Annotated in this window: 23 protein-coding genes and 1 other RNA gene; 15 read left to right on the top strand and 9 right to left on the bottom strand. The window is 39.1% G+C overall.

The window, feature by feature from the left end; translation table 11 throughout:
• The first annotated feature begins 173 nt into the window (after positions 1–173).
• A complete protein-coding gene (locus QZ019_RS03340; protein ID WP_295482301.1) occupies positions 174–1388 on the top strand; it encodes a hypothetical protein in 1215 nt (404 codons plus the stop codon).
• Here QZ019_RS03340 and nth read toward each other — a convergent pair.
• Positions 1374–1982 (bottom strand): endonuclease III, encoded by a 609-nt coding sequence (gene nth, locus QZ019_RS03335; RefSeq protein WP_294565786.1) that lies wholly within the window; start codon positions 1980–1982, stop codon positions 1374–1376. The two genes, QZ019_RS03340 and nth, sit on opposite strands and share 15 nt — an antisense overlap.
• 123 nt (positions 1983–2105) lie before the next feature.
• Between nth and rsxA the strand changes: the two genes are divergently transcribed.
• The 7 genes from rsxA to QZ019_RS03300 are packed head-to-tail and all read left to right on the top strand — an operon-like array spanning position 2106 to position 8383.
• The gene (rsxA, locus tag QZ019_RS03330) at positions 2106–2693 is read left to right on the top strand and encodes an electron transport complex subunit RsxA (protein WP_294565484.1); all 588 of its coding nucleotides are present in this window, start codon (positions 2106–2108) and stop codon (positions 2691–2693) included.
• Complete coding sequence (locus QZ019_RS03325; protein ID WP_294565482.1) at positions 2690–3259, top strand: RnfABCDGE type electron transport complex subunit B; 570 nt, start codon at positions 2690–2692, stop codon at positions 3257–3259. Before rsxA ends, QZ019_RS03325 begins: the two co-directional genes overlap by 4 nt.
• Positions 3260–5341 (top strand): electron transport complex subunit RsxC, encoded by a 2082-nt coding sequence (gene rsxC, locus QZ019_RS03320; protein WP_295482298.1) that lies wholly within the window; start codon positions 3260–3262, stop codon positions 5339–5341.
• 6 nt (positions 5342–5347) lie between these two features.
• Entirely contained in the window at positions 5348–6445 is a 1098-nt protein-coding gene (locus tag QZ019_RS03315) for an RnfABCDGE type electron transport complex subunit D (RefSeq protein WP_294565479.1), read from the top strand.
• Positions 6445–7080, top strand: coding sequence for an RnfABCDGE type electron transport complex subunit G (locus QZ019_RS03310; RefSeq protein ID WP_294565474.1), 636 nt, complete (start codon positions 6445–6447; stop codon positions 7078–7080). The genes QZ019_RS03315 and QZ019_RS03310 overlap by 1 nt, the downstream gene beginning before the upstream one ends.
• Positions 7080–7817, top strand: coding sequence for an electron transport complex subunit E (locus QZ019_RS03305; RefSeq protein WP_295482295.1), 738 nt, complete (start codon positions 7080–7082; stop codon positions 7815–7817). Before QZ019_RS03310 ends, QZ019_RS03305 begins: the two co-directional genes overlap by 1 nt.
• A gap of 20 nt (positions 7818–7837) precedes the next feature.
• Positions 7838–8383, top strand: coding sequence for a CD3072 family TudS-related putative desulfidase (locus tag QZ019_RS03300; RefSeq protein ID WP_294565470.1), 546 nt, complete (start codon positions 7838–7840; stop codon positions 8381–8383).
• Positions 8384–8465: 82 nt separating this feature from the next.
• Here QZ019_RS03300 and QZ019_RS03295 read toward each other — a convergent pair whose 3' ends face one another.
• Both QZ019_RS03295 and QZ019_RS03290 read right to left on the bottom strand, forming a co-directional pair.
• On the bottom strand, positions 8466–11162 hold the full coding sequence (locus QZ019_RS03295; RefSeq protein ID WP_295482293.1) for a hypothetical protein: 2697 nt from the start codon (positions 11160–11162) through the stop codon (positions 8466–8468).
• Complete coding sequence (locus QZ019_RS03290; RefSeq protein ID WP_295482290.1) at positions 11150–12646, bottom strand: cytosine permease; 1497 nt, start codon at positions 12644–12646, stop codon at positions 11150–11152. The genes QZ019_RS03295 and QZ019_RS03290 overlap by 13 nt, the downstream gene beginning before the upstream one ends.
• Positions 12647–13070: 424 nt before the next feature.
• Between QZ019_RS03290 and QZ019_RS03285 the strand changes: the two genes are divergently transcribed.
• From QZ019_RS03285 to QZ019_RS03275, 3 genes are read left to right on the top strand one after another with little or no spacing between them, the layout of a single operon-like run.
• On the top strand, positions 13071–14138 hold the full coding sequence (locus tag QZ019_RS03285; RefSeq protein WP_294565461.1) for a PDDEXK nuclease domain-containing protein: 1068 nt from the start codon (positions 13071–13073) through the stop codon (positions 14136–14138).
• A gap of 26 nt (positions 14139–14164) precedes the next feature.
• Positions 14165–14632 carry a low molecular weight protein-tyrosine-phosphatase gene (locus tag QZ019_RS03280; RefSeq protein ID WP_295482286.1) on the top strand — a complete coding sequence of 156 codons (468 nt, stop codon included), beginning with the start codon at positions 14165–14167 and terminating at the stop codon, positions 14630–14632.
• Positions 14622–15176 (top strand): DNA-3-methyladenine glycosylase I, encoded by a 555-nt coding sequence (locus QZ019_RS03275; protein ID WP_295482281.1) that lies wholly within the window; start codon positions 14622–14624, stop codon positions 15174–15176. The genes QZ019_RS03280 and QZ019_RS03275 overlap by 11 nt, the downstream gene beginning before the upstream one ends.
• On the opposite strand, the gene QZ019_RS03270 is transcribed toward QZ019_RS03275, so the two are convergent.
• Entirely contained in the window at positions 15173–16303 is a 1131-nt protein-coding gene (locus tag QZ019_RS03270) for a 4-phosphoerythronate dehydrogenase (protein WP_295482278.1), read from the bottom strand. The genes QZ019_RS03275 and QZ019_RS03270 overlap by 4 nt on opposite strands.
• Positions 16304–16595: 292 nt before the next feature.
• Here QZ019_RS03270 and purT point away from each other — a divergent pair, with 292 nt between their 5' ends.
• From purT to QZ019_RS03255, 3 genes are read left to right on the top strand one after another with little or no spacing between them, the layout of a single operon-like run.
• Positions 16596–17795: a formate-dependent phosphoribosylglycinamide formyltransferase gene (gene purT / locus QZ019_RS03265; protein WP_294565449.1), complete on the top strand. Its 1200-nt coding sequence runs from the start codon at positions 16596–16598 to the stop codon at positions 17793–17795.
• The gene (locus QZ019_RS03260; protein WP_294565446.1) at positions 17795–17986 is read left to right on the top strand and encodes a DUF4250 domain-containing protein; all 192 of its coding nucleotides are present in this window, start codon (positions 17795–17797) and stop codon (positions 17984–17986) included. The genes purT and QZ019_RS03260 overlap by 1 nt, the downstream gene beginning before the upstream one ends.
• The gene (locus tag QZ019_RS03255) at positions 17987–19219 is read left to right on the top strand and encodes a hypothetical protein (protein WP_295482275.1); all 1233 of its coding nucleotides are present in this window, start codon (positions 17987–17989) and stop codon (positions 19217–19219) included.
• A gap of 35 nt (positions 19220–19254) precedes the next feature.
• On the opposite strand, the gene topA is transcribed toward QZ019_RS03255, so the two are convergent.
• Both topA and sohB read right to left on the bottom strand, forming a co-directional pair.
• The gene (gene topA, locus QZ019_RS03250; RefSeq protein WP_295482273.1) at positions 19255–21906 is read right to left on the bottom strand and encodes a type I DNA topoisomerase; all 2652 of its coding nucleotides are present in this window, start codon (positions 21904–21906) and stop codon (positions 19255–19257) included.
• Between the two features lie 21 nt (positions 21907–21927).
• The gene (gene sohB / locus QZ019_RS03245) at positions 21928–23067 is read right to left on the bottom strand and encodes a protease SohB (protein WP_295482270.1); all 1140 of its coding nucleotides are present in this window, start codon (positions 23065–23067) and stop codon (positions 21928–21930) included.
• A gap of 361 nt (positions 23068–23428) precedes the next feature.
• On the opposite strand from sohB, the gene ssrS reads away from it, so the two are divergent.
• A non-coding RNA gene (gene ssrS / locus QZ019_RS03240) (6S RNA) lies at positions 23429–23611 on the top strand.
• Positions 23612–23846: 235 nt separating this feature from the next.
• On the opposite strand, the gene QZ019_RS03235 is transcribed toward ssrS, so the two are convergent.
• The 3 genes from QZ019_RS03235 to QZ019_RS03225 form a co-directional block, all read right to left on the bottom strand.
• On the bottom strand, positions 23847–24851 hold the full coding sequence (locus QZ019_RS03235) for a GGGtGRT protein (protein WP_294565434.1): 1005 nt from the start codon (positions 24849–24851) through the stop codon (positions 23847–23849).
• A 14-nt stretch (positions 24852–24865) separates the two neighbouring features.
• Entirely contained in the window at positions 24866–25564 is a 699-nt protein-coding gene (locus QZ019_RS03230) for an iron-sulfur cluster assembly scaffold protein (protein WP_009144257.1), read from the bottom strand.
• A 146-nt stretch (positions 25565–25710) separates the two neighbouring features.
• On the bottom strand, positions 25711–26307 hold the full coding sequence (locus tag QZ019_RS03225; protein ID WP_295482264.1) for a DUF533 domain-containing protein: 597 nt from the start codon (positions 26305–26307) through the stop codon (positions 25711–25713).
• Positions 26308–26419 lie beyond the last annotated feature (112 nt).

Here is a 26419-nt window from a genome sequence, read left to right as displayed (position 1 = left end):
CGGAGCGTTAAAATGTATTGTAGTAATATATCTATACGAGAAGAGAGCGGCTATATAAAATATCAATAAATAGCCGGAATATCATGCGTAACTGCTACATTAAGATAATGAGAAAATGACAAAAACGACTTTTTACGCTATCATGCAAAAGTGATTTTTTTGAGATTTTGACCATGGCGCTAAATATTAACGTTTTAAAAAACGTAACCGAAAAATTCATAAAAAAGACAGGCAGCAGCGCGCAATCGTCAAACACTGAACCAACTGCCGATGCATCAATCTTTAAAAACGTAAGTCTCAATCAGACAAAAGACGAACCTTTATTTAAAGAACCCACCGATGACGTTTTAGAGACGAGCAAACATATTCCTGAAGAAAGTACCAGAGTATTTACAGGTAACCAACCGATTTTCAGTGAACAAAATCAAGAGCCTGAAGACAATTTCAATGAAGTAAAAACACCGACTCCAAGTGAAATAACATCAAGTGTAGAACCTCTTACCGAAACTTTTGCCAAAAGTGCCAAAGAACACGCAAAAGAAGATTCAAGCACTGATGTTGCCGTAGATCCGAGTCCTCTTGATTTAAATTTATCAGCATATAATGACAAGGAAACTATTTCTTTAAAATTATCTTCCATTCTATTTTTACGTCAGTTTTTTGCCTCTTTCTTTCAGTACACTACCCTTTCACTATGTTTTCCGCAAATTGCCTCACGTCTGGGTCCCAGCTACCCCAGCTCAATGCCTTTTGCTTATCTGCTTATCGGTCTTATCTCCGGTGTAGCAGCAGGTTTTACTTCTGATATAAACTTAAAAACCATATCAGGCGGTCTTATTTTCTGTGTTTTCATTACATTATCAGGCTTAAGTGCTTTTCGCGGCATTTGTACCCTAATGTGTCTATTCAGTCAAAGACGCGCCGATGAAATCATCTCAGGAGCGGCAGTCGCTATCCCCTGCATTATATTTACGATAATTGCATCAGCCTTGGCAATGATCGTAAGTCCGTTAGAGCTGTTCTTAAGCTTTGCCATGATTTCAATGTTAAGCGCTGCCTTTGCCGTAACCTTAGTTTTCACCCTTGAGCAGGATCCTGTAAACTCCATCGGTACAATTACTATTGGGGGAATGATAATAAGCGCAATCATAACCTTAGCTTTATGCTTTTTAACCTTAAATCCTCTGGTTATGGCTTCATTATTAGGAACAGGTTTATTAGTCAGAGTACTTATCGGCTACTTCCTGCATTTAAATCATGTTGCAGCCTCACGAGATCTGATTTTAGCCGCAACACAAATCAGCGTAATTGCCATGCTCCTTGATTTAGCCTGTATCGGCTCATCACTTCCAATTATCAATAATTGCGTTATTTCACTCTTTAACTAAGGGATAGCTTTTACAGTATTCACGAATTACACATAAGCCGCATTGCGGCTTTTGTGCTTTACACACGTATCTGCCGTGCAAAAGAATATAATGATGTGCATCCTGAATAAATTCCTTATCAATCAGCGCAGGTAATTTATCCTCTACTTCTTTTACCGTTTTACCGACACATAATCCCGTACGGTTGCAAACCCTGAAAATATGAGTATCAACAGCGATGTAAGGCTTATTAAAAGCAACATTTAATACTACTTTTGCAGTTTTGGAGCCAACTCCCGGTAATTTTATGAGTTCCTCATAAGTACTAGGTACTTGCGAATTATATTTTTCATACAAAATTTGTGATAATATCTGCAAATTTTTTGCTTTATTGCGCCATAGACCGATTGTTTTGATATACGGAGCAATTCCTTCTGCTCCTAATTTACACATTAATTCAGGAGTCGGTGCGACTTTAAATAAAGCAGGTGTAGCTTTATTGACGGATGCATCAGTAGCCTGAGCCGACAAAACAACTGCGCATAAAAGCTCAAAGGGATTGCTGTATTTAAGCTCACTTTGAGGATTGGGATTTTGTTCCCTTAAAGCCGACATCACAGAATATCTTAAGGCTTTGCTTAATAAAGATGATTTTTTTTCGCACTGCCTCTTATTCTTAAGTGCGGTATGATCTTCATTTTGATGAATCATAATTAAATATACTGATGAGAAATTAAAGTGTTAGATGCCATTATTCTCTTTTTCAGCGCGGCAATAGTCAATAACTTCGTGCTGGTACGATTTTTAGGATTATGCCCTTTTATCGGCGTATCTAACCATTTATCCGCAGCCCTAGGCATGGGAGGAGCAACCACTTTCGTACTCACGTTAACCGCCGGCTGCTGTTTTGGCGTAAATAATCTTATCCTTGCTCCCTTAGGATTATCCTCTCTTGATCTTATCGTTGACATCGTAATTATTGCTATAGCCGTCCAGCTGGTTGAAATTTTAATCAAAAAGATTTCATATGATCTTTACAATGCTTTAGGTATTTATTTGCCTCTTATCACAACTAACTGCATCGTCTTAGGTCTGGTTTTATTAAATGTTTCCCTTCATCATTCTTTTATAAACTCTATTGTTTATGCTTTAGGTGCAGGCTGCGGATTTACCTTAGTCCTAACACTTTTTGCAGCCATCAGAGAAAGACTTCAGATAGCAGATGTCCCGCTTCCTTTTAAAGGCACCCCCGTAGCTCTCATTGCTGCAGGTCTTATGTCGCTTGCATTCATGGGCTTTGCCGGCTTTACAGGAAGTGCCGTATGATTTCAAGCAGTGAAAGTTTATTTATATTAGGCCTTAGCATCGTCCTTTTACTGCTCGGGGCTTTTCTTTCCTTCATTGCTAAAACCTCAAAGCAAGGAGATGAAAGCACAGCATCTAAAATTGAAAAAATCCTTCCCGGCGTTCAATGTGCCCAATGCGGCTTCCCCGGATGTTCTGCATATGCCGAAGCCGTTGCATCAGGAACAGCTTTATGCAACAAATGCATTCCTGGAGGTCCCGACACAGTTAAGGAAATAGCTGCGTTATTAGGCATTGACCCTCCCTCTGAAGAAGATGACGATTTGGTTTTTCTGCCGCGTCTTGTTGCAGTAATTGATGCAGACAAATGTACCGGCTGCTCAAAATGCTTAAAGCATTGTCCGGTTGATGCTATTGAAGGAAAAATAAAAACAGCTCACCGCATTAATTCCGAAGAGTGCATCGGATGTGCCGACTGCTCAAAAATTTGTCCTGAACAATGTATTTCAATGCAGCGTTTAAAGCCTACTTCTGCCAATTTTAATTGGGACATTAAAGCCGTAACCGTAAAAGGAGACAAGCAGTAAATGGCTCAATCCAAACAGCTTGCCAAAATTTTAAAAGGAAAAATCTGGAAATTTTTCGGCGGAATAAAACCTCAGGAGTTAAAGAAAACCGGAGATATTCCTATTAGAGAATTACCTCTTCCTGAGTATGTCTCATTACCGGTTAACCGCCATTTAGGACAAGGCGGAAAAATTATCGTATCAGTAGGCGACAAAGTAAAAGTCGGTCAACCGTTAACAATTCCTGGCGGAAATCGAAATGTTCCGTTACACGCTTCAATTTCAGGAGAAGTCATCGCAATCTCCGATCATGTAATCGCTCACCCAAGCGGAGCTCTTGAAACATGCATCACTATTAAGGGTGACGGCAAAGACGATGTTTATCCTCCCGAACCTATAACTGACTGGAAAACAAGCGATGCCGATACTTTATTAAAAAGGATCCGCGATTACGGCGTCGAAGGATTAGGCGGTGCCCAATTCCAGACTGCGGCCAAGCTCGGCTCTTCAATTAAAGGCGACAGAAACTGCAATATCTTTATCGTAAACGGCTGTGAATGCGAACCCGTTGCAACTTGTGACGATCGTTTAATGCAGGAAAGAGCGGATGATATAATCGCCGGCATTAAAGTTATAAAAAGAATACTTAATCCCAAAGCCGTAATAATCGCTATTGAAGATAATAAAACTGACGCAATTAACGCGATTAAATCTGCAGTACAAGATGAAGCAATTGTTAGGGTATTGCCTACCCTATATCCGTCAGGTGCTGCGCGCAACCTTATTAAAATTGTCACCGGAATTGAAATTCCTTATAGCGAACATACATCAGACTGCGGAATTGTCGTTGATAATGTCGAAACCGTTTTTGCGGTAAAGCAAGCGGTTATTGACGGTATCCCACTTACCAAACGTGCTGTTACGGTAGACGGTGAAAACCTTTCAGATCATGGTAATGCATGGATACGTCTTGGCAGCAGCGTCGATTTTGTTTTAAAGCAATTCAGCTTTACCCCGCAAAACGGTAATAAAGTCATTTTCGGCGGTCCGTTTATGGGATTTACTCTTCCTGATTTGAGTATTCCCGTAACTAAAAGCTGTACTTGTCTTTTTACCCCGTCAGAAAAAGAGCTTCCTCCTGCCGGTACTGAGCGCAACTGCATACGCTGCGGACGCTGTGCCAGAGTTTGTCCTTCACGTCTTGTACCTTATCGCATGTATGCTTTATCAAAAGCAGGAGATCATAAAAAGACTTTAAAATGCGGAATTAAAGACTGTACAGAATGCGGATGCTGCGCTTACGTATGTCCTAGTAAAATTCCTTTAACCTCACAATTTAGAAAAGAAAAAGCCATTATCAGAATATTAGACGACAAACAAAGACGTACCGATAGAGCAAAGGAAAGAATGAGGCTTCATGATGAAAGATTAAAAGAAGAAGCAAAAATTCGTGAAGCTAAGCGACAAGCTGCTTTAGCACGCATAGCAAAACAAAAAGAAGAAGCGGCTAAAAACGCTGAAAAGTCAAAATCTGAAAATAATATATCCGACTCAGCTCGTAAGGCTGCGATTGCGGCAGCACTTGCGCGTAAGAAAAACCAAGATAAAAATTCTGCAGGCGCCTCAAGCTTAACCCCTGAAGAATTGAAACAGCGCAGACAAGCTGCAATTGCTGCGGCTTTAGCACGTAAAAAATCACAAAGCGCTGCCGATAAAACAAATACCGCAATTAACGAAACTGCGAAAAAAACTGATAAAGACTTAACTGCAGCCAGTACAGATACCATGGAGCAAAAAGCACTCCTTGATATTTCTCCTGAAGAGATTAAACGCCGCAGACAAGCAGCTATCGCCGCAGCTTTGGCACGCAAAAAAGCACAAAGCGCAGCCGATAAAACAAATACTGCGATTAACGAAGATGCGGAAAAAACAGACAAAAATTTAACCGTACCTAGTGCTGACACCATGGGGCAAAAGGCCCACTCTGAGATTTCCCCTGAAGAAATTAAGCGCCGCAGACAGGCAGCTATCGCCGCTGCTTTAGCGCGTAAAAAAGCGCAAAGTCTTACCGCAGAACAACAAACGAAGACAAAGCAGGATTAATTTAATATGCCAATAAATACATCATCTGATATCAAGTTTGATTTGGAGCCTGCTCCGCATATTCACAGCCACATGACGACATCCAAAATGATGGGGCTTGTTCTTGTCGCGCTGATCCCTGCATACTGCGTAATGATTTATTTTTTCGGCTGCGGAGTTTTAATCCAATTTCTTATATGCGCAATTTCATGCTGCTTTGCAGAAACTATTGCCGCTTATTTACGTAAAAGAAAACCTGTTTTTTATATAACAGATTTATCAGCACTTGTTACCGCAGCAATTTTAGGTTTGACACTACCTGCTTTTTTACCTTGGTATTTAAGCGTATCCGCTTCATTCTTTGCTGTTTTGCTTGTTAAGCATGCTTTCGGCGGTCTTGGCATGAATATTTTCAATCCGGCTATGGCAGGATTTGTTTTCCTTGTGATATCTGCCCCCGGAATATTCTTCTCAACCTGGGTATCTCCGGCCCCCGGAGCTTATAGCGTCGCAACGATTGAAAAAAGCGCCGGTGTAATATTTTGCGGTGAAGATCCGATTTTGCTTCGAAACATGATAAAAGAGTTGAACACCAATGAAGATACTCTAACCGGAGCCACCTATCTTGAGAGTATCAAAACAGCACGAAAAGCCGGAGCCGTCGGCAATGTCGAGACAATTGATTTTTCTCTTGACTCATATAAAGCCTATGAATATCTGGCAATTGCTTATCTTTTAGGCGGACTAATTTTAATCGGATTTAAAGTAATTCCCTTTCAAATGCCATTAACCTTCCTTGCCACCATTTTTATAGGAGGAAGCGTCTGGCATGCGTTGGATCCGGGAATGTCAATAAACGGTCTTGAGCATATACTTTTAGGCGGTGTAATGCTCGGAGCCTTTTTTATTATTACCGATCCCGTCACTAATTCAGGAACCTTTAAAGGCCGTATATGCTTTGCAATATTTACCGGTCTGCTGGTACTGCTAATCCGAGTTAAAGGATCATATTCTGATTCTGTCGCCTTTGCCGTCATGCTCGCCAATGCCGCTGCCCCCTTACTTGACGTTTTAACCCGCCGTCGTCCTTTCGGTATCGGTTATCGAAAAGGAGGACTTGACTAATGATTAAATCTTTCTCTTCTCCTTTGATACGAGCAGCCGCCGCGGGATTTACCCTGGCTTTTATTGCCGCTTTATGCGTATTTTTTATTTTAAGTGCCCAACGTAATACTTCGGAGAAAATTACCGCCAACCAAAATGACCGGATGATGCAGGTGATAAACGATCTATTGCCGTCTGAAACCTTATCCGAAGATACGGTTACCGTTTGCAAGTTGTTTTCCCATAAAAAAATCGGTAAAAACATGCCGTTTTTTGCTATAACAGATAAAAACAACCAACCTTTAGGATATATTGCAACCTATTCAACATCCCGCGGTTATTCAAATCCTTTAATTTTGATAGCAGGTCTTACATCTGACCTTAAAATTTATAAAGTTGATATTCAAATATCAAAAGAAACCCCCGGTATCGGCGATAAAGTTGACAGGAAACATGGTAATTTCCTTGAACAATTTGACAATCAGGATTTAAAGTCCATCAATTGGGAAGTAAAAAAATTCGGCGGAGATTTTGATTATATAACCGGAGCTACCGTGACATCTCGTGCCATCGTGCTTGCCAGCCGCGATTTACTTGAAGCCGTTAACGAAACAGATTTATCTTCTTTGCCGTTATGTAAAGGAGCATTACAATAATGACCGACAATGCTAAAACCGTAAAAGGAATAAAAGATCCTGAATTTACACCGGCTGAGAGCAAAAATTCACTACTTACAATCATTATCAAAGGATTGTGGAAAGAAAATCCAGGTCTTTGTCAGCTTCTTGGATTATGTCCACTGCTTGCCGTCACCACAACAGCAGTTTCAGCCTTAGGCCTTGGTATTGCTACAACCTTGGTGGTTATTTTAAGTTCCACGTTAATTTCCTGTCTTCGTTCCGTTATCTTTACGGAAGTTCGTATTCCTATTTATGTCGTAGTAATTGCAACTTTAGTCACAGTTGTACGTTTTTACGTGGAAGCCTATTTCCCTGAACTTTACGACGCTCTTGGCATTTATCTTGCGCTAATCGTCACCAACTGCATTATCATGGGACGAGCTGAAGCTTTTGCCGGACGTAATCGTCCGCTGCAATCAGCTGTTGACGCACTTGCCTGCGGCGTAGGTTTTTCGCTTGTACTTTTCACTTTAGGCTCAATCCGTGAAATTTTAGGGAACGGAACATGGATGTTCGGCGCCCATGAGTTTTTAGGCGATTGGGCTTATGTGTTAGAAGTAAATTTAATCAGTGCCGATCATACTTATTTAATTGCAATTTTACCTCCGGGCGGATTTTTTATTCTTGCCATGTTAATTGCAGCTAAAAATGCATTAGATCAAAGAAAACAGCTGAAAAAACAATCTTTAGCGATAAAAGCAAAACAAATTTAAGATATTAAAAGTGCTATACCATGTTTGATGATATCAGAAGCAAAAAAATTGTATTTATCGCGCACTGTTTAATCAATCAAAACGCGATTTCAGACGGAACAGCGGTATACCCCGCCGCATTTACCGATTTAATCAATTTGCTGATGCAAAACGACATCGGAATAGTACAAATGCCTTGTCCCGAGCTTTGTTGTTTAGGTCTTGACCGGGGAAATCCATCCGGAGCTAAATCTCCTGTTCTTATTGAAAACACCCGGATCCGTATTGCAATGCAGCAAAAGGAACCAAACGAAAAACTGCAAAAATTAATTGATTACGTAATGCTGCAAATTTCACAATACCGCCAACACGGCTTTAAAATTATCGCAATTATAGGTGCTAACCGATCACCTAATTGCGGAATTGAAACCACCTCGGAAAATAATCAAGAAGTACAAGGAATGGGATTATTCATGGCAGGAATTGCAAAACGACTTAATGCTAAAGAAATAAAAATCCCGTTTATTGGCATTAAAGCCTCAAACGGGCTTGAAAAAATAAAAGAACTTTTAAATGCTCCAAATTAATCAAAATATCGACAAGCAGCTATAAGTAAAACTCATTTTAAAGCCTACGATATTCTTATTACCATTACACGACACAGACAATTTACATAATGAGTTTAAGTATTGGAGGCGATAAAAGGCCGCAGTTGTCCATCCCGCCTTTTCGCCACTTGCTGCGCTGATAATAATAATTTGCAGCTGATGTATACACTTCAATTTCCAAAAGATTAGAGCCTTGCTTAAGTCCTTTATCCAAAGAAAAACAATAGTCTTGACCTAAACTTTTCCCGACTAACCCTTTATTTAAATAAACTTTTACTCCATCATGGCATTTTGGCAGCAGCAACATAGCCTTTTGACATGAACTTTCAAGAGAAAAAGTTATCTGATATAAAGCTTTTCCCGCAAAATTTTCAAAGCCTTGTTCTTCAAGTCCGCACTCAACGCTTACAGGACAACAATCATGCCCATCCGCTGTAACCAACCAACCGTCTTTAAGAGTACGATAAATTTCTTTGTCAAAATCGCTAAGAATAAAGCACGCCATTTCATATGGATGCAAAAAGACAGCATGTGCGCATTGTTTGCATTTAGCGTATTCAAACTCTGTGCTTTCAAAATCCAACTTGACAAGCTGTGAACGTTTCTCACCGACAATATTAAGCGCAAGAGGATCATGACTGTCATTAAAGACACAAAAAGCGTATCCGTCTTTAGTTTTTAATAGTTTTGACCATACCGGATCTTTTCGCGGAGCAAATTCAAGACGGAGCCTTTCTTCTTTTAGAGGTGATAACGCTTTTTCTAATTTGGGAGCGTAAACTTCATTTAACTCTTCTAGTGCAAAATCAATTTGCCGTACAAAGAAATCAGAAATTAAACTTTTTGCCACCTCTGCTGCCTCATCGTTCTCTCCATAAGCAGCAAAGCTCGGCAAAGAGCCGATAACAAAGATTTTAAGTCCGGCTTTGGCAAATTCTTGAATGAGCTTAAGAGTCTTAACTGTCTTGACCACTTTGACATCAGGCAAGAGCAAAGCATTAAAGCTCTCTTTGCCCAATATTAGCTTACCGTCTTTTACTTGAGCCTTATCAAGATAATCTTCATCTAAAAACAAATAATCATAAGCATGTGTACTTAAATATTTAGCTAAATCGGCACAAATTCTGCCATATTCCTGTTTCATTCCGCTCACATAAAAATTACGGCGCGGATAGAAAATTGCTAAATCAAAAACAGGATCTCCAGCATCCAAAAATTCCGAAACTATTGCAGAGTCATGGCAAATTTTAGTAAAAAACGGCTGATACCAAGGCTCAAAATTAATCCCGGGAGCAAAATCCAAACGCGGATTCTTAAAAATTTCATCATTATCTAAAGAGCCATCATCAAGATAGAAAGCATGCATTAAAAATTGACGCATTCCTAAAATATGATGACGCATAACCTGAGCATAAAGATCCAGAGGTTTTAACTCCCAAAATCCGGCGCCAAAATGCGAACCTTTTTCTTCACGACCATAGTATTGTTCTAAGATACAGCCGCTTCTTCCGTTTGCCCGCGCGACGGAATCCCCCATTTTTGCCGAAATTTGAGAAATTGAGTTCTTAGCATCAACGGCTGTGATATCGCGTAAAGCATCTAACGCAAAGTAATCAAGAGCAAAATTGCAGCGATTATCTTCAGTAATTACGGTATCGGCAAAATTCCATGAATGCACATGACCTAATACCTCATGTCCGCTGAACAACAAATTATGTTCTCTACACCACTTTCTTAAAGGCTCAAAATAGTTTTTAAAAGAAAGATGTGCATATGTTTCAAACACAAAGCAACGTTTAGAAGCACTGTCGGGAAAATAGTCTCCCAACAAAGAGATAAGGCAATGAGCTTTTCCTAATTCACCGTCTGTCGCCAAAAGATCCAAAAATTCTTTTGAAAACATTAAAGAAGAACGGACCTGAGAAGTATTTTCCTGCCATTGATAAAAGCATGAATGCGGCTGATCAAAAAACGTATAGCGTACCGTAGTGCCTAAATGTTCACCCAGTGCTTTAGCATAAGGTTCATAAGTTGTTTTAATAAAAGCTTGCGCGGTCTTTGGCAGCAGATAATTTACCATACGCGATGACTTACACCGTGCGGCGGCAAAAAGTGCCAATTTGCTTTCTAAATTCGTATATGGGAGAAGATCCGTTTTTACTCTGATTTTTACGCCCAGCTCGTCTTGGTAAAATTCAAACTGCGTTTTATCAAGTATCGCTAAGTTTTTACCGTCTGCAGTAAAATTGTAAACTCCGATAATCTCCCACTCATCCCATAATGCTTTGCCGCCTTCATAAATCCAGTTTTTCCCGATATCAAAAAGGCATTGCGCATCACCAGAGCTTATTGAGCTTATCTTAAGTTCAGTATAGACATCATGAATATCAATATTCTTAATGCACCAGAACAGATGCCGTTCTTTTACAGCAGGGTCAAGCTTTACGCATAATCCGCCTGCATGACCTGACTGCCAATTATAATCATCATAAATGCCCATCATGAGCTTTAATTCACGAGCTCTATCGGCACAATAGCGACAGGCATTTAAAAAACGATCACTTAAATAATCATCTATTGGAGTGGCAAGTCTTGTTGCGATTTGAAAAGAGCCGAACCCTACTGCTTTAAGATCTTTTAACTTTGCATCAATTTCTCCGGGCGAAGGAACATGCTGCCAAAACCAATAACAAGCAGGCAGATGCCAAAAATCAGGATGTTTAATCCTTTCTGACAAATTCCTTTTTACTTCACACATTTAGAACTTTTCTCCATGTATCCGTCCGGCAATTCACTCTTTCCCAGAACAAAAGTTATAAAGGCATAAATTGCCGCTCCGACCGCCATTGAAACAATGACACCGACATTAGCGGAGGCAAACACGCTTTGCTTGGTTTCTTCGGTTAACAAAAAGCCGACAAAATGAGCGATATTCGGATCCCATGAAGTAATGGTGCCCAAACCGATAATTGACGCAATAATCAGACTAAAAAGAGCCCCTTTACGATAATTTAATCCTCCGCATCCTAAAGGCTGAGCCAATGACACATCCCAGTTAAGTCGTTTTTGTCTTATAAAATCAACAAGCTCAATAGCACCCATTGAGCCTAAGACTACAGAGACAGCTGCCAAAAATGCCTGAAAAGTCGACAGAAAAGAATCAGAAACAAACAAAAGATAAAAAGCGCCAAAAGCAATAATAAGAGCATTTAATGCCGTAGTTACCGCACGAGAAGTGGGAAGCCCCAAAGCCATTAAGGCAAGACCTGAACTATAAACTCCGGTCATGGCTGCAGAAAGCAATGATACGATAATGACAATGCAAAAAGGGACATAAAACCAAAAAGGCAGTAAAGCGGTAAGAGCACCTATAGGCTGAGACGCCGCTGCCGCAGTCAAATCAGGATTGGAGTCGGCAAGCAGAACACCTAAAATTAAAAGAACGGCAACCGGCAGAGATATACCAAAAGAAGTCCAGAAAATGATGCCAGCTGCTTTGGTGTTTTTAGGCAGATAACGGCAAAAATCACCACCGTAATTTAAAAAGCCTAAACCGACCATAGTCATTGCCATGACCATACCGCCTATACAAGTAACAAAATCTGCAGACTCATGAGAGCCCAAAGCAGAAAAATTAATATGCGGAATAATCATGAAAATAAAAATCACCGTCATGATACTAGTGACAACGGCTATATATTTTTCAACGCGCACAATAAGCTGATAACCGTATACAGCAACGGACATACTTAAAAATAGAACTACGATAAACCAGCACACAAGGCACGTCGTGGTATAAGTACCATCGGCATTTGCACATAACGACGGAAAAAGTTTAGCAAACAAATCAGCTCCGGTTGTTGCCGAAAGCGTAATAATCGTAACTTTCCAGCCCATATTGGAAATATAGGCAAAAAGAGTAGGAAATTTATTTCCTTTAAAACCGAAGGCAATACGGGTTTGCGTTAAAGTAGGAAGTCCCGTACGAGGACCGCCCACAGCTAATATCCCTACTAATGTGCTTGATAAGAAATAGCCTATAACACCAAAAACAATAGCCTGTAAAAAGCTCATGCCTAAACTATAAACATAAATACCGTAGGTAATTCCCAAAATAGACACATTCCAGGAAAACCATACAGGAAACAGTCCGAAAGGTGTTCCGTAACGTTCAATTTCAGGGATAGGATTAACCCCGTTGGTTTCCAACTTAACACTGCCATTATCACTACTGCTTGCCATAATATGTTCCTATCTGTAAAAGGTGGCTAACTTTAAACATACAATTATACTCATTTTACCTATTAGACTCTCTTGCAAACCCAAAGGTGCAAATGTGTTTATTCCATTACAAGACCCCTAAATATACTAAAAAAAATCTTTGCTTACCTGTATCAAACTTGACGATATGACGCTTAGCCTTAATAATTACAACATTCTTTTTATTTAAACTTTTAATTTAGAATTGTAATTTCAACTATCGGATACCAATATGCTTAATATCCTTTTTGGCTGTCACAACAGTTTTTCCAAAAGTCCCAAAAGCGCCCATAAATTTAATGGATGCATAAAACAAACAAGAAGTTACAACACAATTTTTGAAAAACCTTAGTACAACAACAGTAAAAAAGATAATTGATAATAATTAAAAAAATTAGGTAAAACAATGGAAAGATTTTTAACACAATATCATGCAATTATTGCTGAAATAAAATGTATCATTTCTTCTGGACAAGAAGCAGCTTATAGTGCTTCCAATAAAGCAATGCTCTTTACTTATTGGAATATTGGTAAACGAATCGTAAAGCATGAATTGGGTGGAAGTGAACGTGCAGAGTACGGTAGTAATTTGATTTCTATACTGGCAGAAGAGTTGACAAAAGAATTTGGTAAAAATTATTCCAAAAGAAATTTGCACTATTACATCAAATTTTATCAATATTTTCCTGATGAGAAGATTGTGAACGCATGCGTTCACAATCTTAACTGGACGCATATCAGGAGTCTTCTTCGTGTTTCAGATGAAAATGCGCGTTATTGGTATTTGAAAGAGGCCGTCAACGATAACTGGAGTGCACGAACTTTAGATCGTAATATCAGTACACAATATTATTATCGACTTCTTCAAACCCCAAAAAAAGCAGCTGTAATTGAAGAGATGAAACAAAAAACTGAGCAATTTCAGAAGAACCAATTTGAACTGATTAAAAGCCCGGTAATTGCAGAATTTCTTGGTTTTAAAAATGAAGATAGCTATTTGGAAGGAGATTTAGAATCTGCCATCCTTTCACATATCAGAGATTTTTTGATGGAATTGGGCAGAGGCTTTGCTTTTGTCGCTCGCCAGCAACATATTGTGACTGAGACTTCGGATTATTATTTAGATCTTGTATTTTACAACATTGAACTCAAGTGTTATGTCCTAATTGATTTGAAGATGGGAAAAATTACACATCAAGATGTAGGACAGATTGATATGTATGTCCGTATGTACGATGACTTAAAGAGAGGACAAGGAGATAATCCGACCATTGGAATATTACTGTGTTCAGAAACAGATGAAGACATTGCCAGATATTCGATTCTTCATGATAATGACAGATTATTTATGTCAAAATATTTGACTTACTTACCCACGAAAGAGCAGCTCAAAACAGAAATTGATCGACAAAAAGGAATTTTTTTCATGCAACATCCAACTCTACAAAAGAGCGAAGAAAAAGTAAATGAGTAGAAATTGACTTGGAGGATTTTTTAAAAATGATACGAGTGCTTTTTGTCTGTCACGGTAACATATGCCGCTCACCGATGGCCGAATTCATATTTAAAGATATGGTAAAAAAAGAACATCTTGAGCATAAATTCAATATTGCTTCTGCTGCAACTTCTACTGAAGAAATCGGGAATCCCGTTTATCCTCCGGTTAAAGCATTGCTTGAAAGTAAAGGTTTATCCTGTAAAGGCAAACGCGCCCGTCAAATCACTAAAGATGATTTGGATCTTTATGATTATATTATCCTTATGGATAACAACAATTTACGTAATTTATCTTACCTATATCCACAAGCCAATCAAAATAAAATCCATCTTTTAATGGACTTTACCGGAACAAAAGGACAGGAAGTTGACGATCCGTGGTACACAGGAAACTTTACTCTTGCTTATAATGATATTAAAGAAGGATGTACCGCTTTGCTGAGTTTTTTAAAAGAAAATCATGATCAATAAACATCGCTGCAAATGGGTTAACCTAAACAATCCTTTATACATTGCCTATCACGATACTGAGTGGGGGAAACCTGTCTTTGACGATCACAGACTTTTTGAAATGCTTATTCTAGAATCATTTCAGGCAGGTCTTTCCTGGGAGTGTGTTTTAAATAAAAGAGAAGACTTTAAAAAAGCCTTTGATAATTTTGAAATTAATAAAATCGTCCATTACGATGACAATAAAATTACTGAACTATTACGCAACGATAAAATAATCCGCAATAATCTTAAAATTAAAGCGGCAATTAACAATGCCAAAATTTTTAAAGAAATACAAAAAGAATTTAAAACTTTTAGCGACTACCTTTGGAAATGGACAAACAACCAAATAATTTATGAAACTAAAAAAACTTCATCGCCTCTTTCTGATGCAATTTCTAAAGATTTAAAAAAGCGCGGCATGAAATTTGTCGGAACAACAATTATTTATTCATATCTGCAAGCTGTGGGAGTTATCAACTCCCACGAAAAAGATTGTTTTTTAAACACTCAAAACCGCTAATCGTCATTTAAAGAAAAGCCGAGTCCTTTTAAGGTTTCTCGATATTCTATCGGGACATTGCAAAGTGTAAGTGACGATAATTCACGCCTCTCCCGATAATTTTTCCGCAATGCATCAAAACTCTTGCCGTCAATACAGCGATTTTTAAATAAAAAGCTGTCTCGACGAACATCATAAATAGAAAAAACCAAACGAGAAATCAAATCACGATCAAGAGTGTCGATTCTGCCTATATCAAGCTCTGAAAACTCAGGCGGAGGGACAATGAAAGAACTCTTTAAGGGTATATTCAAATATTTGCACATACTGACCGCAAGCATATAAGCAGCTCTGCGCTTTGACTCATATGAATATCCGGCGATATGTGCAGTTGAGCCTTCAAGAAAAGGTATAAGTTTCTTATATGAGATATCAGGCTCCCCTTCAAAAACGTCAAGCCAGACTCTTAACTTCTCTCCTTTTTCAAACAATGCAAGCAATGCCTTATTATCAAGCACAGCCCCGCGCGAGGCATTTATAAGAAAACCTTTGCCTATCTTTGTTTGTAAGGCAGTCTCATCAATAAGATGATAGGTTTTATATTTTCCATCTTCAATAAGCGGAACATGAAAAGTCGTAAAATCACAACTAAGGCACTCTTCAAGACTTGCCCCATATTCATTTCGTCCTGCGTCAAATAATGGCGGGTCGCGTTTAACAACGCGCATATTTAAAGCCTCAGCCTTTTTTATCACTTCAGATCCGGTATTGCCGCATCCGACTACGCCTATAGACATACCGTCAAGCTTTAAATCGTAACGTTGGGCAAAAACCAACAAAACAGACAAGATATAATCACCTACGCTTTCTTTATTTGCGCCGGGAGCTGAAGCAAATCCGATTTTAAGCTGTTTTAACAGCCCCTCATCCACATGATCGCAGCCAGCCGTAGCTGTTCCTATAAATTTAAGTTTTGAAGCTCCTGCAAGCAACTTTTCGTCAACCTTAGTCACCGAACGAATCATCAAAGCATCAATATCTTTAAGATCTTCTCCTACAATATCACGTCCCGGTTTTAACACTACTTCACCATATGGAGAAAACACTTCCAAAGCATTCGGCATGGCGCTGTCTACTAAAATCTTCATCTCTCTTTTATCCACAGAGTACTTAAGCTAAACAAATGCACTAAATTATATGAATTTTTTTTAAAAATAAAAAAAGTCCTATCTCACACTATTAAGAGCTTAATGCTTAAACCGCTCAAAGGCATGATAGAAAAAACATTTTGAGCCGTTCATTGTTTTCTTAAACCCATAAGAGCATGCTATAATTTCAATTTAGGTTAAGGATATAAAAATCCTTTTTTATTTTAATAAGTTAGCTTTTACAAATACTTATCTTATTAAATACATTTCAGAGCTAAAAGAAGGTTTACTTATGGCATCAGCTATCAGCATTCATAATACCGTTAACGGTCGCCCGACCACCGCTTTACTTTTAGGTTCGGGAGAATTAGGTAAAGAAGTTGCCATTGAACTTATGCGCATGGGGATAAAAGTAGTAGCCTGCGATCGCTATGATAATGCCCCGGCCATGCAAGTTGCTCAAGACAAAGCTGTTATAAACATGAAAGATCATGATGAGCTTTCAGCTTTAATTCACAAAGTAAAACCTGATTTGGTTATTCCTGAGATTGAAGCGATCTCCACTTCGACATTAATGGAACTTGAAGAAAAAGAAGGCCTTCATGTAGTTCCTTGTGCCCATGCGGCCCATATCACAATGAACCGCGAAGCAATCAGAACATTAGCCGCAGAAAAGTTGGGATTGCCTACTTCAAATTACTTCTTTGCTTCATCCCTTGCAGAAATTAAAGCCAATATCGATAAAATCGGTTTCCCTTGCATAATGAAGCCTACCATGAGCTCTTCAGGTAAAGGTCAGAGTACGGTAAAAACTCCTGAAGATGTCGAAAAAGCTTGGAACTATGCCTTAAAAGCTGGACGCGGCGGCGAGCAGAGAGTCATCGTTGAAAGCATGGTCAAATTTGACCGTGAAATTACTTTATTAACCGTTCATGCTGTTGACGGAATCCATTTCTGCCAACCCATCGGTCACCGTCAGGAAAACGGCGATTACCGTGAATCATGGCAACCTGAACCTTTAACCGATGCAGTTTTAGAAGAATGTAAACGCATTGCTTCAACTGTTGTTAAAGCCTTAGGCGGATACGGAATTTTCGGTGTTGAATTATTTATTTGCGGCGATAAAGTAATTTTCTCAGAACTATCCCCTCGTCCGCACGATACCGGCATGGTAACCTTAATTTCCCAAGATATGTCGGAATTTGCTCTGCATGTTCGCGCTTTATTAGGTCTTCCTATAGGCAATATTGCTTTCTACGGTCCTTCAGCATCAGCAGCCGTATTGGTTAAAGGAGAAGGTAACGACATTACCTATTCAAATCTCGATAAAGCTTTAAGCATGGCTCCTGATTGTGCCGTCAGAATTTTCGGCAAACCGGAGATCCATGGAGAAAGACGTATGGGGGTAGCTTTAGCACGCGGAACTGACATTAAAGACGCGGTAGCGAAAGCTTGCGCAGTTAGAGACAATATTGTCTTTGAGGCTAAATAATGTTTTCTCTTGATAATTACGAAAAGATGGATCCTTTTATCTTATTATCTGCCGTTAATATGCAGTTAAGAGATAACTATTCATCTTTAGAAGATCTTTGCAAAAGCTTTGATCTTGACGAAGAAAAATTAAAAACGCGTTTAAACGACGCGGGATTTACCTACGATAAAGCCCAAAATCAATTTAAGTAAATGCTAAATCGTCTTGACGGGCAGTACCTTTTCGTACTGCCTTTGCCTCTTACTGCGCCCGGAAAAAACGCCAGACTTTACGGTGTTGCTTTATGCCGTACTGATGCTAACCTGAATCCTTTAAGCGAATATGAAATTCTAAAATGCAAACTCCCGTATAACGCATTACCGAGTCCTGCATATCTGTATTCTTTAGATCTTAACGTTAACCTTTTACGCGACGGAATTTGTGAAAGTAAATTCATCAATTGTCTGAATTCTCATTTTGACAACAAAAATCTTACCGTCGTCACTTTTTCGGCAAGACATCTGCAAGCATTGAATGCCATATCTTTACGCTGTTTCCATTCTCCTAATATACTGCAAAAACCTAAAAGCGTATTTGATGTAAAAACAGCTCTCAATGTCGCTTCAATTTTCGGAGTGCAAAGCTTCACAGCACAAAGCGATCTTATAGCTAATGCAAAAATTTTTAATCTTTATGAAAATGAAAAAGCAAATGATCATATTGCAAGGCTTAAGCTTCTTATTAAGCTTTTCAAAAAGATCATTACTGACAATTATAAAATCGCTTCGTTTTTATTAAGGCCCACTTATGACAAACTAAATTTTATAAAAAAATCAATCAGCTCTAAGGATTGCTTGGTTCTGCTTGATAACAGCGCAATAAAAATAATAAAACCTATAAAGCTGCACAATACTGTACTATACGCGCTTACCTGTAATAGTGAAGAAGAACTTAAATACGAAGCTATAGATCTTGATTTAATGTATATGATTGCGCCTCTTGGGATTTTGACTCCCGATCGTGTGCAAAAACTACAATTAAATTTGTCGCATATACTGTCACTTTTAAACAACGCCCCGCAAAATCTTGCGTTAAATACGGAAACCATACCGTATAAAGAGAAATTCTTCATGAATTTAACTGCCGCAGATCTGTCCTTTTATGACTCAATCGGCAAAAAAGATCCGCGCAGTTTGTATCCGAATATGGAAACTGACTCTCAGGTTTTAAGCAATCATTTATTTTTATATCGCTGTGAAAATTTTCAAGGAACACTTACCAATCAAGAGCTTAATAAATATTACGACTACTGCGTAAAAAAAATGCACAAAGATCTTCCGGTATTTTTAAAGGAAGCAAAAATGCTGGCTAACAATCTTGAGGAAAATGACGAAGAAGGGCTCAAGCAAATACGCAGCATTATTAAATTTGCAGAAGAACTTTAAAGGGCGGCTCTTTTCTGAGACCGCCCTATAACTGATTATTTTTTAGATGTTTTTTTAACTGTGGTCTTTTTCTTTACCGTTGATTTCTTTGCTGTTGGTAAATTTATTTCCCACTTTCCATCCTTTTCATTGTAAAAAGCAGTCCACCCGGTAGGTTTTCCGTCAGCTTCCGTCATTAAATACTGCTTTTTGACCTTTCGCGAAAATCTTACTTCTGCTGGATTTCCGTTTTCATCGACTTCGGGACCGTCAGCTAAATAATAAAACTTCGGAGAAATCCTATCTCTAAAACGCTTGAGCTCTTTAACCAAAACGGGGCGAGTCTCACGCACTTTAGGGAAATTATGCGCAGCCAAAAACAAACCTGCAGCACCGTCTCGCAGCACATAATGAGATCCCGGAGCTTTACATTCAAGCTCAGGCAAATCAACCGCCGGCTCTTTAGGCGGTGCAACTTCCCCGCTTTTTAAAATCTTACGGGTATTGCCGCACTCAGCGTTGGTACATGCCATATATTTACCAAAACGCCCGTCTTTAAGAACCATCGGCGCTCCGCAGCGATCACATTCGATAACAGGACCTTGGTTCTGTTCACCTGCAAAATCACCTTCTTCAAGCACTGTGCCAGGACATGCAGGTGAATTGGCGCAAACATAAAGCTTGTGGGAATCATCAATTAAGAATGCGTCCATAACAGAGCCGCATATCGGGCAACGCTTACGTTTACGCATCAGCTCCGCTTCATCGGTTTCGGACAAATCCTTTTTACTAAAATCGTTAAGATCTATTTCCTTTAAATTTAAAGTCTTTTTACACCGTTTATCTGCCGGTACGGACTTATCATAATAACCTTGGCATGCAAGAAAAGTGCCTGTACGTCCGGTATGCAAAGCCATCTTGTGCTTTCCGCATTCAGGACAAACCATATCAGTCACTATTGCTTTATTTTCCGGCATACCGCCTTCGCTTGCCGGTTTTTTAGCCTCTTCTAAAGTCTTGCTAAAACGCCCGTAAAATTTATTAAGGCTATCAATCCAATCAGCCTTACCACTTGCAATATCATCAAGATTATCTTCCATTGAAGCGGTAAAATTAAGATCCATTAATTCTTTAAAACTATTACGTAATCTATCTGTTACGATTTCTCCCATTTTCTCAGCATAAAAACGACCGCGCTCAATCTTCACATACCCGCGATCCTGTATCGTACTGATGATTGCTGCATATGTAGACGGTCTTCCAATACCGTCCTTTTCAAGTTCTTTAACTAAAGTAGCTTCAGAAAAACGGGCCGGAGGCTGGGTAAAGTGCTGTAAGGGAATAATCTCTTTTAATTTAAGGATCTCTCCTACACTAACCTTAGGCAGTAAATCGTTATCTTTAGACGATGACGGCAAAGCCGCTCTAAAACCTTCAAATAATACTGTTTTACCGCTTGTTCTTAATAAATAATCACCGGCATCAACGCTTATTGTAGTAGTCTCATAAGTTTGCGGAGCCATTTGACAAGCCAAATAGCGAGCATAAATTAAAGCGTATAGGCGTTGCCCGTCACGATCAACTGATGCAGGCAAATCTTTTGCAGAAAGCTCAGGATGAGACGGACGAATTGCCTCATGAGCCTCCTGGGCAGACTCTTTTGATTTATAAAAATTCGGTTTCTCGGGCAAATATTCTTTTCCGAAATTCTTTTCAATCTGCTCACGAGCTGCACTTATTGCTTCTGCCGACAAATTAACGCTGTCGGTTCTCATGTAGGTAATAAGACCGTTTTCATAAAGACGCTGCGCAACGGTCATGGTACGTTTTACAGAAAAACCTAATTTCTGGTTAGCGCTTTGCTGTAAAGTCGATGTGGTAAACGGAGCCGGTGCATGGAGAGAGCCTTTTTTAGCCTCAACCTTAGCTACCTTGAATATGTTTGCTTTTAATTCATCTTTAACGGCATTTGCAGTCTTTTCATCAGCTATTTCAATTTTTTTGCCGTTTTTGCTTATAAGCTGCAATCTAAGGGGATTATTTTGCGCAGTAAGAGTATCTGCATCAATAGTCCAATACTCTTTAGGAATAAAAGCCTTAATCTCCCTTTCTCTATCAACGATAAGTTCAACCGCCACCGATTGAACACGGCCTGCTGATAAACCTCTTGCTACTTTTGTCCATAAAAGCGGAGAAACCATAAAACCCACGACGCGGTCTAAAAAGCGTCTGGTTTGCTGAGCGTTCACCAGATCCATATTAATAGAACCGGGATTCTCAAAGGCCTTACTTATGGCAGCTTTAGTAATTTCAGGATACTTAACGCGTAAATAACGATCTTTTTTACCGCCTAAAACCTCACGCAAGTGCCAAGCTATCGCCTCCCCTTCGCGATCCAAGTCAGTAGCCAAATAAACTTTATCGGCATCCTTTGATAATTTTTTTAATTCGCTGACGACATTTTCTTTACCCGGCATAATTTCATAGCGTGCCTGCCAGTTATTTTCAGGATCGATACCCATCCTGTCAAAAAGAGGATTAACTTTTTTGTCTTTAGAGGCACTTTTCTTTCCCCGTCCTGATGACGAGCTAACCGGCAAATCCCTAATATGTCCGACACTTGCCTTTACTACAAAGTCTTCCCCCAAATAGCGATTTATAATCTTGGCCTTAGACGGAGACTCAACGATAACTAAAGACTTACTCATCAGCTTACAACCTTATAATTCTTAACGTATTCCTGTAAATTCGTCATCTTTTGCAGATAACAAAATCTTACCGATATCGCTCTTTATATGTTTTAGCAAAATTAATTGTTTAAGTTTAGACAGTAACGATCTTTTTTGCTTGCGGGCGCACATAATTTGCAGAGCACAGCCATAAGTTTGTGCTACTTTTTTACTGATATATTCATCAGAAGTAGCTATTTCATCAACCAGCTTTAATTTAAGAGCATCACTTGCCAACCAATATTCACCAGTAGCAACTTCATCAATATTAATAAAAGGACGATACTTTTGAACCTGTTCTTTAAAACGCGCATGAATGGCTTCCAGTTCTTCTTTGAATTTTTCACGGCCTTCCTGCGTGTTTTCACCGAGCATTGATAAAGTACGCTTATACTTACCGGCAGTCACTTGCTCATAATCAACGTCATACTTATTGAGCACTTTTCTAAAATTAGGAATTCCTGCTATAACACCTATTGATCCTATATAAGAAAAAGGTGCCGCTACTATATGATCGGCCACACACGCCATAAGATAACCGCCGGAGGCTGCCACACTGTCAACCGTGCAAGTCAGTCTTATACCGCGGTCGCGGATCCTTGCAAGCTGAGATGCGCATAAACCGTAAGAATTTACCATACCGCCTGGTGAGGTTAAATTTACAATAACTTCATCTTTTGATGTTGCCACATCCAAAATTGCATCAATTTCCCTGCGCAGCTTTTTAACTTCATTTCCTTTTGTCGAACCGACGAAATTAACCACATATAAATTCTGCGGGCAAAAGACACCATCTTCTTCAAGTTTTTTTAATGATTCAACAACCGCCTGCCTATCCTTAAGTTTCAGTTCTTTATCTTCCTTCTTATCCTTTTTCTTCTTTTTCTTTTCATCTAATGCCGCGATTTTCTTATCCGGATCATGAACATTCAAAGCTTTTATCATTGATTTCTTACGCTTGTCATAAACCGACTTTAAATCACGAATAATTAATTTAGAGTCACCATATGAAGAAGGAGTTTTTTTATCTTTAGTCTTTAAAACAACTGCAACAACCAAACCAATGGGTATTGCAACAACCAAAATAATAATCAGAGTTTTTAAGAAAAATGAAAGTAAATCAACAAAAAAAGGTAACATGCCTGACCTTAATTTTAATTTGAGAAATTTTTACTTATATAAGTAATAACGTTAAATAAGTTATCTTGCAATATCTAAAATAAATCTTTATACGAAAATTTAAAAGAAAACAGCTGATTTTTAATCATAGACAACTAAAAATAAGCACAATAAAAATTTGCCAAGCAATTTTACCTATTTACCGATAAAAGAAAAGATAGACAAAGCAAAGCTCTAAAATAAAGATAATGTACATATAAGTAAAGAACTTTTTGATAATTTTGTATCACAGGTGCAAATTACATTATTAATTTCATGTAAATATTGAAGCATCAACGGTTTTTTGCTAAATTAAAGCTCAAGGCAGCTTAGTTGCCTAAAAATTTCCCTGGGGTGTTTGCCAGTCGCATTTACCCTGAGCCGATAATACCAGATCGGGGCGTCTCCCTGGTGATTGTTGTGCAGGCCTGCTTTTTAGTACAGGAAGCCTTATTTCATCAAAGGTGCTCCACTTGAACTTCATGGTTCAAGGAGTCATATCGACAGCGGCACTTCCGGGGTCTTAAAAAGCATATCAACCAAAATTCTCAAAATCTTTCAGATCATTCCCTTTTACATACCGTATTTAAACTATTAAGCATTAAGACTTATCACCAAGATACGAAATCATAGCCAGATTAAATTAAGCAGTAAAAACTATATCAGCACAATCTTGTCACTTGCCCAAACAAAAAACCCGCGAAATCGATAATGGTTCGATTTTAGCGGGTTTTAAATATATGTTTAAAAGCTTTTACAAATTACTTGTTTTTCAAAGCTTCAGAAACAGCAACGGCAATTGCTACAGTAGCACCGACCATCGGGTTATTGCCCATACCTAAAAAGCCCATCATCTCAACGTGAGCAGGTACGGAAGAAGAACCGGCGAACTGTGCGTCTGAGTGCATACGACCCATAGTATCGGTCATACCGTATGAAGCAGGACCTGCTGCCATGTTGTCCGGGTGGAGAGTACGACCGGTACCGCCGCCTGATGCAACGGAGAAGTACTTCTTACCCTGCTCTACGCACTCTTTCTTATAAGTACCGGCAACCGGATGCTGGAAACGAGTCGGGTTGGTGGAGTTTCCGGTAATAGAAACGTCAACACCTTCTTTGTGCATAATTGCAACGCCTTCACGAACATCGTCAGCACCATAGCAGCGAACGGCTGCACGCTCACCGTTTGAGTAAGCGATTTCACGAACAATCTTTAACTCGCCGGTGAAATAATCAAACTGAGTCTGAACGTAAGTAAAGCCGTTAATACGGGAAATGATCTGAGCTGCATCTTTACCAAGACCGTTCAAAATAACGCGCAACGGGGTCTTGCGAGCCTTGTTAGCGTTACGAACGATACCGATAGCGCCTTCAGCGGCAGCAAAAGATTCATGACCTGCCAAGAAAGCGAAGCACTTGGTCTCGTCACGAAGAAGCATTGCGCCCAAATTGCCGTGGCCTAAACCTACTTTACGATCCTCAGCTACGGAACCGGGAATACAGAAAGCCTGTAAACCGATACCGATAGCTTCAGCAGCATCAGCGGCGTTTACGCAATTTTTCTTAATTGCGATAGCAGCACCGGCAGTATATGCCCAGCAAGCGTTTTCAAAAGCGATCGGCTGAATTTCACGAACTTTGTCATAAGGATTAATGCCATGATCTTTACAAATCTGCATGGCTTCATCCAAAGAGGCAATACCGTTCTCGTTTAAAACTTTATTTACTTTGTCAATACGACGCTCATAGCTTTCAAATAATGCCATTTTCAGTACACCTCTTATTCTTTTCTCGGATCAATGTACTTGGCAGCGTTATCGAACTGGCCATAGTGTCCGCGGATCTTAGCGATAGCATCGGATCCTTTCATATCCGGATTGGCTTTGAGCAAATCGATAAGTTTGCCTAAGTTTACAAACTCGTAACCGACAATCTCATTCTGCTCATTTAAAGCCAAACGAGTTACATAGCCCTCGGTCATTTCGAGATAACGTGAGCCTTTTGCTCTGGTACCGAACATAGTACCGACCTGACTGCGAAGGTTCTTGCCCAAATCTTCAAGTGAGGCACCGATAGGAAGACCGCCTTCGGAGAATGCAGTCTGAGTACGACCGTATACAATCTGCAAGAATAATTCACGCATTGCAGTGTTGATAGCATCGCAAACGAGGTCAGTATTTAAAGCCTCAAGTAAAGTCTTACCAGGAAGGATTTCTGAAGCCATAGCAGCAGAGTGAGTCATACCGGTGCAGCCGATAGTCTCGACCAAAGCTTCTTCAATAATACCGTCCTTAACGTTCAAGGTAAGCTTGCAGGTGCCCTGCTCAGGAGCACACCAGCCGATACCATGAGTAAGGCCACTGATATCTTTAATTTCTTTTGCCTGAACCCACTTGCCTTCTTCAGGAATAGGTGCAGGACCATGATATGCACCTTTGGTTACAGGGCACATATTCTCTACTTCTTTTGAATAGATCATTGGTGGTACCTAAACTTAATGCTGTGTTTTATATAAATTTTATTACCGAAAAACGAACTTCTTTATATCCGTTTATTAGGCTCCCCTATAATACCACGGATAACTCATTCAGATAAGAGAACAAAAGCGAAGCTTTTAAAGAGATCTCAAAACTGCGATGAATTTACAAACTTTGAAGCTTCAATCTCAATTTTTCTTTTAAGTGAAGGCGTAATTTCCAAGGTGGCGGCAAAAAGCTCTAAAAAATGCCGTTCCATGAAATTATCTCCCTGCAAAATCATTGCTGAAATAAAGTAAACATCCATGGCTTCTTCTTTAAAAAGAATTTTGGAAGATATTTTCCTGACATCAAGTTCTTCAGTCAGCATAGTATCGACTACGCCGTACATATCTTCTTCATTGGCAAATTTTTTTAAAACACTGATTATCGAATTATGCTCTTCTTTATCGATTTTTCCGTCGGAACGACTTGCAAAAATCAATGTTTGAAGCAAAAGATCAAAACAATGATCACTAATCAATCTTTCTTGCAGAGGGTCACTTCCGTCTGTCCTGTCAGAACAGCGCCTTTGTATCCATTTTTCACATAATGAAATCGCTTTAGACGTAATTAAAGCACTTTTTGGGTCTGCTTCTTTTGTAAAAGCAGCATCTAAATCACGGTAATATGCAAATAACCCAGATGAAACGTCTTTATTAAAACCGTAACCCCTGTGTCTGCCATCATCTTCAATCTTATTCATAATTATTATTTTGAAAATTCTGTAAACTTTGCATTGATTTATTTTTAAAGTTACCCGATTATTAAATTATATCTACAACAGAATCATAATTATTTTTAAAATTAAGCAAATT

It is taken from the genome of uncultured Succinatimonas sp. (assembly GCF_905203285.1).
Classification (GTDB): Bacteria; Pseudomonadota; Gammaproteobacteria; order Enterobacterales; family Succinivibrionaceae; genus Succinatimonas.
Note: the sequence above shows the minus strand (reverse complement) of the source record. Positions and strands in the feature narration are given on the sequence as shown.